This window comes from Leptospira adleri (genome assembly GCF_002811985.1).
In the GTDB taxonomy this organism is placed as follows: domain Bacteria; phylum Spirochaetota; class Leptospiria; order Leptospirales; family Leptospiraceae; genus Leptospira; species Leptospira adleri.
Genome location: NZ_NPDU01000012.1, coordinates 18,677 through 32,076, shown reverse-complemented (window position 1 = coordinate 32,076; position 13,400 = coordinate 18,677). Strand labels below are relative to the sequence as shown.

The window sequence follows — 13,400 nt, the reverse complement described above, 5'->3', positions numbered from 1 at the left end:
GGTCTTCGTTACTTAGGTGGAACCGGTTCGGATCAAATCTAAGAATTCGGAACGAGTCACCATATTGTCTTTGAAAGCTCCCAACATACACGACGTGAACAATTCCGAGTTTTGTTTTTCAACGCCGCGCATCATCATACAAAGATGTTTCGCTTTGATCACAACGGCGACTCCTTGCGGATCGAGAACTTCTTGTATCGCATACGCAATTTGTTCCGTAAGGCGCTCCTGCACTTGAAGTCTTCTCGCGAAAACGTCCACGATCCTTGGAATTTTGCTGATCCCAATGATCTTCTTATTTGGAAGATAAGCGACGTGAGCCCGTCCGTAAAAAGGCAAAAGGTGATGTTCGCAGAGAGAATACATTTCGATGTCTCTCACCAATACCATTCCTTCGGTCGGTTCGTCAAAGATCGCTCCGTTTACCAGCGTATTGATATCGGCTCGATATCCCGAGGTCAAAAAATCATAGGCCTTCGAAACTCTTTTCGGAGTATCACGAAGTCCTTCTCTGTTCGGATCTTCGCCGATCGATTTTAGAATTTTTACAACTTCTTCTTCCAATTTAAACTCTCTTCAGTTATATTTCCTAAGATTGGATCAGGGTCTCTTGTTAGATTCTATTTCGAAGAATTCGGTTGATCTTTTTTAGAATCCCAAGAGAGAACATTCCCATTCTCAAAATAGGCTATAGAATCTTCCATCGGATTTTGATTTTCTTGCGGATTTCCCACCGCGAGCGAATTTGTCCTATCATGAACGTCGAGAATTTCCGAACAAAACGAGATCGACCCGTAAAGATCGGGTTAGACGCCCGTATGATCGCACATTCCGGGATCGGGATGAGAATCCGGGGAATTCTTAAATACATCGGCCCTTTGGCGGAGAAGATGAATTTTCAGATATTTCTTTTTGGAAATTCGGAAACAATCCGAAAGGAAGGAATTTCCTGCCATGAAATTTCCGGTCTTAAAAAGGAACCGCAAAGTGACGGTCCTTCGAATTCTCGCGCGAGCGGATCGGAATCCTATTCTTATCCGGTAATATCCTACGAAGTTCCGATCTATTCTCTGAAAGAATTTTTCGGACATCCGTTGATGAGGGAGATGGATCTTTTGGATATTCCTCATTTTAACGCTCCGCTGCTTTATCTTTCAAAAGTTATCGTCACGATTCACGATATCATTCCGTTTCGTATGAAAGAATTTCATTCAAGTTTTGCAAAAAGAATCTATATGCAGATCGTATTTCGATTGATCCGATTTTTCTCAAAACAAGTCGTTTCCGTTTCTCGATATACCGCACGGGATTTGGAATCAGTTTTTCATTTTTCAAAAGATACGATCGAAGTGATTCCGAATGGAATCGACGAATCCGTTTTTTATCCCGCTTCGTCCGAAGAGAAAAAAAAATTCTTAAAAAAATACAAACTCAAAGAAGGATATTTGCTCAGTGTGGGAATCGGAAAGGGTCATAAGAATTTAAACTTCGTCTTAAACGTTCTAAAATTCTTTTGGGATTCTAAGATCTTAAAATCGAGTTGGGTCCTCGGAGGCGCTTCGGGAAAAATTCCGGATTATCTCGAGCCGGAAGTCCAGGATTATAAAAATCGAATTCTTCCGATGGAACGGCTTTCCTTGGAAGAACTTCGTTGTCTTTATTCTTGCGCCGGAGTTTTGATCTTTCCTTCCAAATACGAAGGATTTGGATTTCCTCCTCTGGAAGCTCAGGCCTGCGGATGTCCCGTGTTTTCTTCCAACGCGACGGTTATGCCCGAAATGCTGGAAGAAACCGTTTCATATTTTTCTCCGGATCAACCGGAGGAATTAAAACAACTATTAGAACGTTTTTTTAAGAATTCGAAAGAAACAAAGGCTCTCGTACCGAAAGGAAAAAAGAATTCGAAAAGATTTTCCTGGAAACGTTCCGCAGAAAAAACATTAGAAATTTATAAAATTCTTTCTTAATCGGATTTTGCCGTAACTTACGCAACGGTCTTAAAACCCGTGCAAGAATTTTTCGAAGAAAGTCTGCGTTTGTCGGAGAGACAATTTCATTTTAAATGAATGAAAGAGGGAAATTCTAAAACTCGATTTCTTTTTTGATCTTTTTTTTCCGGGAAAGAATCTCTTCCTTTCTAGATCGGACGATCAAGAAAAGATTCTCCCTTTCTAAGTCGGAATAACGAGACCAATTTCCGATTTCTTCGATCGTTCGAAAACAACCTTCGCAAAATCCGGTTTCAAAATCCATCGTGCAGATTTTATTACACGGAGAACGAACCATTCATTTTCCTCGAACTTTAGACTTCGCCGCGGCTTTCTTTTTCACGGATTTTTTTTTCGTAGGAGCGTTCGTCTTTTCATGACCGTTTTTAGAATGATCGACGATCGTTTTCATTTCTTTGAAAAGGGACATTCCGCTGATTCTTCCCGGAACGATGACATGAGCCGCGCCGCTTTCTACGAGGACGTCCGCCTCTTTCGCGTCGTCGGTCGTAAGTACGATGGAAGGTTGTGTGTGATGACAGATCGTTTTCAGAGATTCCAAAAGTCTTCGATTGGTTGTACCTTTCAAAATCATATCGGAAATCGTACAGATCACGTATCTTGCGTCTTCGATTCCCAAATGATGCAGTGTTTCCGGATTGGCAAGATCTCCGTACGCCCATCGTATCCCCTTCGCTTCCAAAGCCTGTCTAAAGACGGGATTAAAATCCACGATAAGAATCCGATTCAACCATTCCGGTTTTTCCCTTTCGATCCCTTCCAAAAGTCCTTGAGCGATTCTAAAATAACCCAGAATTACGATATCCCGTTTCGGTTGACCGGTAAGATCGGACTCGGTACGGTTCTCTTCTTTTTCCTTGAGACCGATTCCGGCTAACATTCGTAAGATGAATCTCGAAATCGGATCGTTAAAAAGTATGATATAAGTGGAAACTACGGATGCGAGAATCATCGAAGTCAAAACTGTCGATTCCAATTCTTTGCTGATATGTCCGTAACCCATTCCCAATGAAAGAATCACGAGCGAGAATTCGCTGATCTGCGCCAAATTTAAACCGGTTACGACGCCGGCCCTCAAACCTTTTCCAGAAAAATAAACGGGAGTCGCGACTGTAATCACTCGACTCACGATCACAAAGGCAACGGCGATCAAAGAAATACTGATGATCTGAATCGAAGGAATCGGAATTTTCATTCCGAGGGCCACAAAAAAAAGAGTGATAAAAAAATCTCGGATTCCCGAAAGTTTTGCGATTACATCGGCTCCATAGGGAAACGCCGCGATGCTCACTCCAGCGATCAAGGCGCCCATTTCTTTTGAAAGACCAGCTCTTTCCGCGAAGCCGCAAAGTAAAAAACACCAAGCAATGGACGTGATTAAAATGAGTTCCGGTTTGGAGGCGGCCGCTTCAAACAATCTGGAAAGAAAGAATCTACTGATTAAAAAAGCGACTCCGATGAGAACCAGTCCGATTCCGAGCGAACTCGCAATCTTAAGAATCTGAGGATCCTGAAGATTCGGTTGAACGCCCATAAAAATGATCGCCCAAATATCTTGAAGAACGAGCACGCCGATGGTAAGTCGGCCAGCGATCGTACTCACTTCGAATTTATCGTGAAGAAGTTTGACGACGATCATCGTCGAACTGATCGCAAGCGCGATCGCAAAGTAAAGAAGATCGAATTTTCCGGGAGATCCGGCGAGAATTCCTTTGAAGAAAATTAATCCGAAGAGAACACAAAAGACAAACTGGCTGATTCCGAGGATGAACATGGACTTTCCCATCCGCGCCAATTCTTTTAGATCGATTTCAAGACCTATGATAAATAACAAAAGAATCAAACCGATTTCGGAAATTAATTCTATACTTTCTTCATTTACGACAAGACCGAGACCTAAGTTCGGTCCGAGTAAAAGCCCGCCCGCAACATAACCGAGAATCAACGGCTGTTTGGTAACCCTAGCAATATGGGAAAAGAAAGTCGCAAAGATGATGCTCAACGCGATATCGTTTAAAAGAGAAAGAGAATGATGCTCCATATTTACAGTTCGTCCTAAATTCTAATTTCTTTTTTAAAAAACCCGAAGCACAAGTCCTAAAACGACGCGGTAACTTGATCGCATTCTTTCTCTGGTTTCTTATAAGCGAACGGCAGAATCTTATAAAAAGATTCTACTTACTAAACTAAAGAAGATTCCTTTGGTAAAAAACATTTTTTTTCTCCATCTCGCAAAAACTTGAGATTGAAAATGAAATCTTTTTTCTCTCAATTTTTCTGCTGTGAAAGAAGGAGTTTCGCAAAAAAATAAATCAGTTCTTTGAAATTGGTAGCAGCTAAAACTTCAATTAAACGGAGAAATCTCCCGGTTCCAAAACGTGAATATCCGGAAGATTCCGGTATTTACCGTCAAAATCAAGACCGTAGCCCACGACAAATTCGTCCGGGATTCTCCAGCCTACGTATTTCACCGGAAATTCGAGAATGTTTTTTCTTTCCTTTAGCAAAAGTGTCACGATCTCAAGACTCGCCGGATTCCGCGTGAAGATATGTCTTACAAGATATTGCAACGTGAAACCCGTATCTAAAATATCTTCGACAAGAATCACATGACGATCGGAAAGATCGGTGTTGATATCCTTTAACAGATCAATTTTTCCGGTAGAAACCGTACCAACATACGATTTTGCCTGTACAAAATCTATCTCCACGGAAAAAGGAATCTCTCTTGTTAAGTCCGAGAAAAAATATACTCCGCCTTTTAATACGCATATAAAAACAGGATTTAATTTTTTATAATCCTTTGCGATCTCGGAAGCTAAGGACTTTACCCTTTTTGCAATTTCTTCTTGGGAGAAACGAGGATGAAGAATGTCTGAAATTTTTTGATTCATCCCGGAATCCAAAATCGAATTATTTTTCCGGGAACCTTGCTGAGTTCCTTCCACGAATCAATGTCGGCGTGTATACTCAAGAATCCGGATGTGGGAAATTTTAATAGAATCGATTCGGTTAAGGACAAGTCTTCATTTCCTCGGATCAAACGGTTTGCAATTTCTTCAATTCCAGGATTATGACCTAACAATGCCACACTCTTTAGATTAGAATCCAATTCTCTAAGTTTAACTAAGATATCTTCGCTATCAGATTCGTACAATTCTTCGGTTACTTTGATCTCGGAAGAGATATCCTTATGCTTGGTAAGAATTTTATAAGTATCCAAAGTCCTTTTAGAATCAGAAATTAAAAACAGATCCGTTTTAAATTCAATTTTCTCCAAATACTTCCGAAGAGATCGAGCGTTTTTCTTTCCTCGTTCCGAAAGAGGTCTTTCGCGATCGGATTTGAATTCGGATTCCCAATCTGATTTTGCGTGTCTGATTAAATGAATTTGTTTCAACGAACTTTGTCTCTCGTTTTCCTCTTCTCCGGTCAACTTTAAATTCATTGACAAGAGGTAAAAGATCTCTTTAATTATGGAGCTATGAAAAAGGTCTTCGCGTTAGCTGGAACTGCTTTGCTCATTTTGATGCCCACTTTGTTGAGCTCACAATTAGCCGGTCCCCCCGACGAAGAAAGAGCAAAAAAAGACGTTCAAATTCATTGGTTGAAAAAGAATCTCGGAGATAAAATTCAATCTATTGAAAGCAACGGCGAACCCGTTCTTATAGAAAAAGACGATCCGAAGTCGGGCGTCGATATACTTTACAAATTTCCATTCTTAGTCACGACAAAACGCAAAGATGGAAGCGTAACCAGAACCGAAGTAGGCGCAAATTACGTTTTTGTACGCACAAAGGGTTGGCTTTTTTCCGAATTGGGTTTTGGAAAAAATATCGTTTTATCCGATCCGGGAAAAGAATCTCCTGACAAAGAAACCGTTCTGAAATTAATCGAAGAGAGCCTTTTGCAAGATCGATGGAAGGGAAAAACAATCGAAAATTTAAGAATCGGAGAAGCCATCTCCGGCAGCGATTTAGACGTTTCTTGGTTTCGTTATTCGGGCGATTACGAAGTATCAATGGAGAATAACGTTCGTTATTCCTGTACAAACTTGATCGTTCGTCTTTTTAAAGACGATTCAGCGAGCGAATGGAAATTGGACTGGAAAGAAAAGGGAATTTGCAGACAAACTGCGACGCCCAACGATTCTTCTCCTTGACGCAGCCTTTTCGTCAAATTTGATCGACCTCGTTCAAAGAGAATTTCTCAATCGTTCTTTTTGTGATCGGAGCCGGGTCTACGAAGATTCTTATCTTTGATGCCTTCCAAATTTGATTTTTTCAAACGATCCGAAAATCGAACCGAATTCATTTTCCCGGCCTTGAGATCCTTCAAAGTATTCTGAATCGTACTTCCGATCGTATTGTGATTTTGATATTGTTTTAAGAAATTCTCAGTATGAGTTTTATCTGATGGATAGTACGACTTTCCGTACGCAAAAACCGCGGCGCTTCTTACCGAGGGATGAAAATTCTCGTTCGAAATCGTTGATTCTAAATACGTCTTCGCCGAATTTCCTCCGAAGTCCGCGATCAAGTCATTGATCTGCGATAGCGCATAGACTCTCATACCCGGTTCTTTTGAGATCGCAATCAGGTACTCTTGCGGATTCGGATTGATCGCGTAGACTTCCTTCACGAGCGTTTCCTTATCGATATGGCCCGTTTGTAATACGACGGATTTTATTTTTTCATACTGATCCGGATTGAGCGGTTCCGCTTGAATTGCGGAAGTGATCCAGAGTAAAACGAACAGATACGTTAAAAAGATATTTCCCATTCTTAAACCGATTTGATTTTTCTTTGTTCTCATATTAGTACACCAGAGGATGCGAACGAAGCACCCAACCTTGTTCTCCGGTAAGTTGTGTCTGATTGATCGTAGGATTGCCCGCCCAAAACATAAGATTGAGTCCCCCGCTATTGTAAAAGCCGGTCCCTAAACATTCTCCCAAACCGACGAGATTGTTTCCATTTTGATCCTGACATTCCGGAGTTTCCGGCAAAGGATCGAGAGAATAACGTCCTTTGACTACGTCTTTTTCCACCGGATGATAAAGACCTAAAAAGTGGGCTCCTTCGTGCGCGATCGTCTTCGCTAAAAAGATCTGATCGGATGCACAGGTTAAATCCGCGCCAACACCTCCGCATCCTGTCGCGGTTCTATGATTTTCAATAAATACGATCATACCCGACTTAGGCGTTCCCGCCACTGGAATTCCGGGAATACCCGATGAGATCCCTAATATTCCGGCGGGCGCGCTACTGGAAACGGTATAACCTCTCGTTACATAAATATTCAAAGAATTCGGATCCTGAACCGCCGCCGGATTTGTTTTATACAACGTAGCCAATGAACCGGCGACGTCTCCGTAATCGTCGGAGACGTTCGCGATAGTTAGAAAGTTGGTGTCTGCACCGGTTGCAACAACAGCGTTAACCGTAATGTCTATCTTCACCGTATCCTGTGCATAGATATCCTTTAAAGTTTGAATCATCGTCGCCATTCCAACCGTAGTAGGCGTCGTTACCGCGGTTGGAACAAAGATCAGATTGATGTTCAATTTTTTTCTGGATTGCCAGACCTTAGACAATCCCGAACTAGCGCTTCCGAAAATCCCGTTCGGTTCAGCGCGAAATTTATATTCTTCACATGTATGAGGAGTATTATTCGTAACTCTACGCGTTGGAACGGACGGATTTGGAACGGCAGGAAGAATAAAATCCACTCCTAAGATATTACTTCCGAAATTATTATAACCCGCACTCGGAGCATAATAACCCGGACTCGCTCCGATCGGAAAAGCGGTGGTTACGGAGCGGGATCCGGCCGCTTCGCTTTTGCCGTTATCCTGAATCAAATTTCGCGCGGCATTTTCCCAAAGAGGATAGATAAAACGATTCGCGTTGGAGGCAAAGGCGTGATTTTGTTCCGCGTAAACAATTCCTACGGGATTATTCTTTCCGATTCCCGGAAAGTTTACGGTTCCCGCAAGATAGGCGGTCCCTCCATCCGCGTATGCGTTACTCTCCGTTAATAAAACTTGGCTTAAGTTGGAGGAAGTGACGCTGAAATTCGGAGTCGCACCCGAAGTTCTCGTATTTTCCGAAGGATCACAACGATAAAGCGATTCATTAAAAACGTACAAACCGAGAAGAAGATTTATGTTTTCGGATGTTTTATCTTTGTCCTTATCAACCGGACATCCCCAGGAGAATAAACAAAGAATCAAAAGCGGGACGAAAGTTTTTATCAACATATCACTAATTTCCTAATACTTCTTTTAGAGAGCGATCCTATTCCATTTTTATAAAATAAATTTCCTCTTCGATTGTGAAATCCAAGAAGAGTTTTTCTGTTTCACGGAACCATCGTCCATTTTTCGGGATTCAATTTATTTCCTTTTCTTTTCCAACTAACTGAGAGATCGAATCGTAACGATTTTTTTTAAGAAATCGATCTAAGAATTCAAGAATACGCAAAGGTAAAAACGGACCCTGATAGATATAACCGGTGTAAACTTGAATCAAATCAGCACCTGCAAGAATTTTTTCCAATGCTGTAACACCCGAATCAATTCCACCCACCCCGATAATAGGAATTCTCCCCTTCAATAGATTATACGCAACACGAATGAACTCGGTCGATTTTTTTCTAAGCGGAGAGCCGGAAAGACCTCCTTCTTTTTCCACATTAGGATATTTCGAGAGGAGCGATTTATCGATCGTAGTATTCGTAAGAATGACTCCGTTCAATTTCAAGCTGAGAGAAGTTTCTAGCAATGCTTCCAAGTCCTTTTGTTCCATGTCGGGTGCGAACTTGATGAAGATAGGAATTTTAAAATTTTCTCCAAGTCCGGAACGAATACCTTCGATCAAAGAAACAAAATTCTCCTGCTTCTGAAAGTTTCTAAGACCCGGAGTGTTCGGAGAACTGATATTGATGACCGTATAATCGGCGTAAGGCGCCAAACGTTTCAAAGTGTAGACGTAGTCCTCGACGGCTTTGTCTTCCGGAACGATCTTTGTTTTGCCGGCGTTGATTCCCCGGATTTTTCCTTTAGTTTGTTTGGAAAGAATTTCGAATGCGAGATCCGCGCCTGGATTATTAAAGCCCATTCGATTAACGAGCGCTTGGTCTTCCGGATAACGGAAAACTCTCGGTTTTGGATTTCCCGGTTGTGCCTGACCTGTGATCGTTCCCACTTCGACGTGACCGAAACCCATTCTGCTCAAAAAAGGATACAACTCTCCTGTCTTATCAAAGCCTGCGGCCATTCCCAACGGATTTTCGAATTCGATTCCGGCGACTTTGGTTTTCAATCGATCGCTTTGATAGGAAGTCATCGATTCCATAGCGGAAAGAACTCCCGGAATTTTTCGACTCACTCCGAGTAAAGTTTTTGCGAGTCCGTGCGCCGTCTCCGGATCTAGAGAAAGAAAAAAAGGTTTCAGAAAAGCGGCGTAAGCGCCTTGTCTCAACGAGGAAGAAATCATCTCTGAAACTTTTTTCTCCTCTTGGATCAAGACCAGCGAAAAATTCTGCTTCCCGCAAAAAGAAATACGATTCCGTAAATAAGCAATCCGGCAACTGCGGGAATCGCGGCCGCCAAACCGGCGCCTTCTATAAAAACTGCGCGTAAGGAATCCGCCATCAAAGTAAGAGGAAGATTTCGAATGAAAGGTAAAACCGCTTCCGGAAAATTTTGATAAGAGAAGAAAATTCCGGATAAGACCATCATTGGAAAAGTGACGGCGTTTACCAAACCGTTGCCCACTTGAGAACTGGCCGCTCTCGATCCGATAAACATTCCGATACAAGCGAACGAAAAGTTGCCCGCAAGATAGATTAAAATAGCGGCTCCCACCGAACCTTCGAAAGCGTTTTCAAACGTTAAGAAGGTAAAACTCAAGAGGATCATAGATTCCACTGCGGTGACGACCAATCTTGTGAAAAAGAAGGATAATAAAAAATAAAGTTTATTCATCGGAGTGGCGGACATTCTACGGAGAAGTTTTTTCATTCTCATCTCGATGAGATTCCAACCGACTCCCCAAAGACAGGAATTCATCACTCCCATCGCGAGCATTCCCGGGACTAGATAATCGATGTATCTCGTTCCTTTCGAATCCAGCTTTTCGATTTTGAATTCCGAATCGGATCGGTTGGAGCGGACTTTAGCAAGAATCAACAGATAGTCTCTCTGTCCGTTCGGATTTTCCGGATCGAAAGAAAAATGAATCCTACCTTCGTTCGTCCTTTCCAAAATCAGATTCAACTTTCCCTTTTTCAGATCCCGAATGGCTTCCTCTTTCGAAAGGACCAAGAATTTGAGAGACGGTAAGGATTGAGAAATGTCATTCTCTTCTATCGGCTTCGGTTCTTTCTTTATGAAATCACCCGCTTCGAGGGTTCTTTTTAATTCTTCGAGTTGATAAGAATTTTCTAATACGGCGATTTTTACTTCTTCGGAGCCGCGATTTTTAAATGCGATCCCGAGAACTCCCGCCATTGCGATCGGAAAAACGAAAGCCCAAAAAAGAATTCCGGGTTCTCTGTAAAATTCCTTGAGTTGAATGCTCACTAATTGAAGGATTTGTTTCATTCTTCCAGTCCCCTTCCCGTCATGCTAAGGAAAAGATCGTCTAACGTTTTTTTATGACATTCCAGATTCTTTAACTTCTTCCCCGAGGAAGAAATCGTCTGGATCAATCGAGGAAGATAATCGGCGATCGCTGAAACGTAAATTCTAGCTTCCGATTTCGCCGGGTCCCAATAATATTTATACATTCCTTCTGATGGAAGTAAATTCTCCGGATCGGATCCGTCCTCCACCGAAAACCGAATGATTTCTCCGCCCCCGGTTCTGCCTAACAGATCGGGAAGAGTTCCTTGGTCCAAAATTTTTCCACGGTCCATGATGATGATTCTTTCGCAAAGAGTTTCAGCCTCTTCCATATAATGTGTTGTAAGAATCATGGTGGTCTTACTTTTTCTAAGGCGGTCCAGAATTTTCCAGACGTCTCTTCTCGCTCCCGGATCGAGACCGGTCGTAGGTTCGTCCAAAAAAAGAATTTCAGGATAATTTAATATAGATACTCCGAGCGCCAGCCTTTGCCTTTGACCTCCAGAAAGATGACTAACGTAAGCCTTCCGTTTGTCTTCCAAGTTAATCAATTCCAAAATTTCGGTGAGTCTTTCTTTTTTACTTTTATAAAACGTTCCGAAAAGATCGAGGGTTTCTTGGACGGTGATTCGATCCATGAAACGAGTTTCCTGTAAAGCCAATCCGATTTTGGATCGCAAAAGGGTTTCGTTTTCTTTCCAAGTCGTTCCGAGGATGGAAATCGATCCTTGATCCGGTTTTTGAATTCCTTCGAGCATTTCGATTAAGGTCGTTTTACCGGCTCCGTTCGGGCCTAGGAGCGCGACAAATTCTCCCTTTTGAATTTCAAGACTTAAGCCGTTGACCGCGGTCGTATTTTTAAAACGTTTGATTACGTTGCGAACGTCGATGACGAGGTTCTTAGATTCGTTTGAATTTTCAGGATTCAAGAGAACGTCCTTTTCCTTATGGATTGTAGAATTATGATTTTCATTTTTTGACTTCCGATGTGGCGAAAATTCTCAAGCGTTCCTTACGAGTCTATAAATCAAAGAAGGAAAGAGACGGAGTAAAAATCTAAGGTATCGAACCACTCCGATTCCGATATAAACCTTGTCCTTTTCCAGCGCGGAAAAAAATTGATCGGCTAATTTCTCGGTCGTTAACTTATTCTTTCCGCGGCCGGCCGTCATCGGAGTATCTACTTGAGGAGGCAACATTTCGATCACTCGAATGTTCGATCCATCGAGCTGATAACGAAGCGCCTCCGTGAACAGGTGAAGCCCGGCTTTTGTTCCGCAATATAAAGGGGCGGACTTTTTGGGGACCAAAGCCAAACCGGAAGTCACGTTTACAATTGCGGAGTCGGAATGGACTTTAAGGATCGGAATTAAAAGAGAAATCAAACGTATCGGAATCGTTAGGTTTGTTTGGATTTCTTTTTCAATGTTTGCGCTTTGATCGGGGTCTTTTAAAAAATCGGGATTAAACTGAATTCCCGCGTTATTGATCAGAACGTTGAGAGAAGAATATTTCTTTTTGATAAGCGAAATCAACTTATCGAAATCGGCGGGTTTCGTAAGGTCGCATCGAATCGTTTCGATTCCGGGAACGGAAGATAATTTGGAAAGAGATTCTTTATTTCTTCCCAAAGCAAGGACGGTGTTGCCGAGCGACGCAAATCTCATTGCAAGTTCCAAACCGATTCCGGACGTCGCGCCGGTGATCAAGATCGTATTTCCGGAAAGTTTCATGATCCGCTTATCTTCTTTTTTGAAACGGAACGATCAAGCACTTCATCGATCGAAGTTGGAATTAACTTTTGCCGTAGTAACGAAGAATTTGTCTGAGCGAAGAAAGATAGGAAGGGCCGAAAAGATTGATATGAACTAAAACCGGATAGATCTGCCAGAAAGGAATTCGATCCTTCAGGTGTCCCGGATCCTCAACTCCGATAAAGGAAAGAATCTGCTGCATCTCTTCCAGATTCAAAGGACTTCCGAATAGATTCAACATCGCAAGATCTTGTTCCGGATGAGAAAAAGAAATCGAAGGATCTATCAAATAAGAATGTCCGTTCTTTCCGGTAAGAATATTACCGGACCAAAGATCTCCGTGAATCAATCTCGGACGGGATCGATTGAGGGACCATTCTTCCGTAAACTTTCGAAAAACGTCGGTGACGTGATCCAAATCTTTTTGGGTCATCAGTTTTCGTCCGAAAGCCAAGTCCAACTGCGGTGATAAGCGACATTCCCAAAAAAAGTCCTCAAAGGTTGAAAACCATCGGTTCTTTTGAGAAAGAGTTCCTATAAAATTATTTCTCTTCCAACCCCAGGAGTTTGAATCTTTTTGATACAATAGTTTCAAACTTCGAATCAAATCCTCTCTCGCGCCGGAACTCGTTCCGGATTCTATATAATCCATTACAAGAAACCAAGAGTTACCGGCCTGCGCGGTTCCATAACATTCCGGAACTCGTACGCCGACTCTGTAGAGTTGTTCAAGGGATTCTTTTTCGGTTTCCGCCATCTCTCGACTGGGAATCACTTTTACCGCGAAAGAATGGGCTGGCGCCGCAACGAGGTAAATTTCATTGAGACTGGAAGAATGCAAAGAGATCCTAGGTCTCGAGCCGGAATTCAAAATTCCCAGCCTTTCCAGACCGTCGTAGATCGCCTCTTCTAATCCCGCTTTGATGACCACACTCGCTTCCTCCCGGATGAGGTCCGGTCCTTCTCTCTGATTAAAAAATCGGTCTGAAAGGTTCCCGGATTGATTGA

General features: G+C 42.3%; 14 protein-coding genes. 2 read left to right on the top strand and 12 right to left on the bottom strand.

Annotated features, from left to right (window positions below; all coding sequences use genetic code 11):
- Positions 1-12: 12 nt before the first annotated feature.
- On the bottom strand, positions 13-564 hold the full coding sequence (gene folE / locus CH376_RS06340; RefSeq protein WP_100784598.1) for a GTP cyclohydrolase I FolE: 552 nt from the start codon (positions 562-564) through the stop codon (positions 13-15).
- A gap of 191 nt (positions 565-755) precedes the next feature.
- Between folE and CH376_RS06335 the strand changes: the two genes are divergently transcribed.
- Positions 756-1,967, top strand: a complete 1,212-nt coding sequence (locus CH376_RS06335; protein WP_100784597.1) for a glycosyltransferase family 4 protein — start codon at positions 756-758, stop codon at positions 1,965-1,967.
- Between the two features lie 115 nt (positions 1,968-2,082).
- On the opposite strand, the gene CH376_RS06330 is transcribed toward CH376_RS06335, so the two are convergent.
- From CH376_RS06330 to CH376_RS06315, 4 genes are all read right to left on the bottom strand, one after another.
- Complete coding sequence (locus tag CH376_RS06330; protein WP_100784596.1) at positions 2,083-2,286, bottom strand: DUF1289 domain-containing protein; 204 nt, start codon at positions 2,284-2,286, stop codon at positions 2,083-2,085.
- Positions 2,287-4,050, bottom strand: a complete 1,764-nt coding sequence (locus CH376_RS06325) for a cation:proton antiporter (protein WP_100784595.1) — start codon at positions 4,048-4,050, stop codon at positions 2,287-2,289.
- Positions 4,051-4,357: 307 nt separating this feature from the next.
- Positions 4,358-4,903 carry a hypoxanthine phosphoribosyltransferase gene (gene hpt, locus CH376_RS06320; protein ID WP_100784594.1) on the bottom strand — a complete coding sequence of 182 codons (546 nt, stop codon included), beginning with the start codon at positions 4,901-4,903 and terminating at the stop codon, positions 4,358-4,360.
- On the bottom strand, positions 4,900-5,445 hold the full coding sequence (locus CH376_RS06315) for a SixA phosphatase family protein (RefSeq protein WP_100784768.1): 546 nt from the start codon (positions 5,443-5,445) through the stop codon (positions 4,900-4,902). Before CH376_RS06315 ends, hpt begins: the two co-directional genes overlap by 4 nt.
- Positions 5,446-5,493: 48 nt before the next feature.
- Here CH376_RS06315 and CH376_RS06310 point away from each other — a divergent pair, with 48 nt between their 5' ends.
- Positions 5,494-6,171: a hypothetical protein gene (locus CH376_RS06310; RefSeq protein WP_100784593.1), complete on the top strand. Its 678-nt coding sequence runs from the start codon at positions 5,494-5,496 to the stop codon at positions 6,169-6,171.
- Positions 6,172-6,218: 47 nt separating this feature from the next.
- On the opposite strand, the gene CH376_RS06305 is transcribed toward CH376_RS06310, so the two are convergent.
- The 7 genes from CH376_RS06305 to CH376_RS06275 form a co-directional block, all read right to left on the bottom strand.
- On the bottom strand, positions 6,219-6,791 hold the full coding sequence (locus CH376_RS06305; protein WP_100784767.1) for a hypothetical protein: 573 nt from the start codon (positions 6,789-6,791) through the stop codon (positions 6,219-6,221).
- 34 nt (positions 6,792-6,825) lie between these two features.
- Positions 6,826-8,271 carry a M43 family metalopeptidase leptolysin gene (locus CH376_RS06300; RefSeq protein ID WP_100784592.1) on the bottom strand — a complete coding sequence of 482 codons (1,446 nt, stop codon included), beginning with the start codon at positions 8,269-8,271 and terminating at the stop codon, positions 6,826-6,828.
- Between the two features lie 130 nt (positions 8,272-8,401).
- Positions 8,402-9,508: a quinone-dependent dihydroorotate dehydrogenase gene (locus tag CH376_RS06295; RefSeq protein WP_100784766.1), complete on the bottom strand. Its 1,107-nt coding sequence runs from the start codon at positions 9,506-9,508 to the stop codon at positions 8,402-8,404.
- 26 nt (positions 9,509-9,534) lie between these two features.
- Positions 9,535-10,617 carry an ABC transporter permease gene (locus CH376_RS06290; RefSeq protein WP_100784591.1) on the bottom strand — a complete coding sequence of 361 codons (1,083 nt, stop codon included), beginning with the start codon at positions 10,615-10,617 and terminating at the stop codon, positions 9,535-9,537.
- A complete protein-coding gene (locus CH376_RS06285; protein WP_100784590.1) occupies positions 10,614-11,567 on the bottom strand; it encodes an ABC transporter ATP-binding protein in 954 nt (317 codons plus the stop codon). The genes CH376_RS06290 and CH376_RS06285 overlap by 4 nt, the downstream gene beginning before the upstream one ends.
- A gap of 72 nt (positions 11,568-11,639) precedes the next feature.
- Positions 11,640-12,371, bottom strand: coding sequence for an SDR family oxidoreductase (locus CH376_RS06280; RefSeq protein WP_100784589.1), 732 nt, complete (start codon positions 12,369-12,371; stop codon positions 11,640-11,642).
- A gap of 61 nt (positions 12,372-12,432) precedes the next feature.
- A complete protein-coding gene (locus tag CH376_RS06275; protein ID WP_100784588.1) occupies positions 12,433-13,323 on the bottom strand; it encodes a fructosamine kinase family protein in 891 nt (296 codons plus the stop codon).
- Between the last annotated feature and the right edge of the window lie 77 nt (positions 13,324-13,400).

Coding starts and splice junctions, on each gene's coding strand:
- CH376_RS06335 (WP_100784597.1), top strand. CDS start 756: ATGAACGTCGAGAATTTCCGAACAAAACGAGATCGACCCGTAAAGATC.
- CH376_RS06330 (WP_100784596.1), bottom strand. CDS start 2,286: ATGGTTCGTTCTCCGTGTAATAAAATCTGCACGATGGATTTTGAAACC.
- CH376_RS06325 (WP_100784595.1), bottom strand. CDS start 4,050: ATGGAGCATCATTCTCTTTCTCTTTTAAACGATATCGCGTTGAGCATC.
- hpt (WP_100784594.1), bottom strand. CDS start 4,903: ATGAATCAAAAAATTTCAGACATTCTTCATCCTCGTTTCTCCCAAGAA.
- CH376_RS06310 (WP_100784593.1), top strand. CDS start 5,494: ATGAAAAAGGTCTTCGCGTTAGCTGGAACTGCTTTGCTCATTTTGATG.
- CH376_RS06305 (WP_100784767.1), bottom strand. CDS start 6,791: ATGGGAAATATCTTTTTAACGTATCTGTTCGTTTTACTCTGGATCACT.
- CH376_RS06300 (WP_100784592.1), bottom strand. CDS start 8,271: ATGTTGATAAAAACTTTCGTCCCGCTTTTGATTCTTTGTTTATTCTCC.
- CH376_RS06295 (WP_100784766.1), bottom strand. CDS start 9,508: ATGATTTCTTCCTCGTTGAGACAAGGCGCTTACGCCGCTTTTCTGAAA.
- CH376_RS06290 (WP_100784591.1), bottom strand. CDS start 10,617: ATGAAACAAATCCTTCAATTAGTGAGCATTCAACTCAAGGAATTTTAC.
- CH376_RS06280 (WP_100784589.1), bottom strand. CDS start 12,371: ATGAAACTTTCCGGAAATACGATCTTGATCACCGGCGCGACGTCCGGA.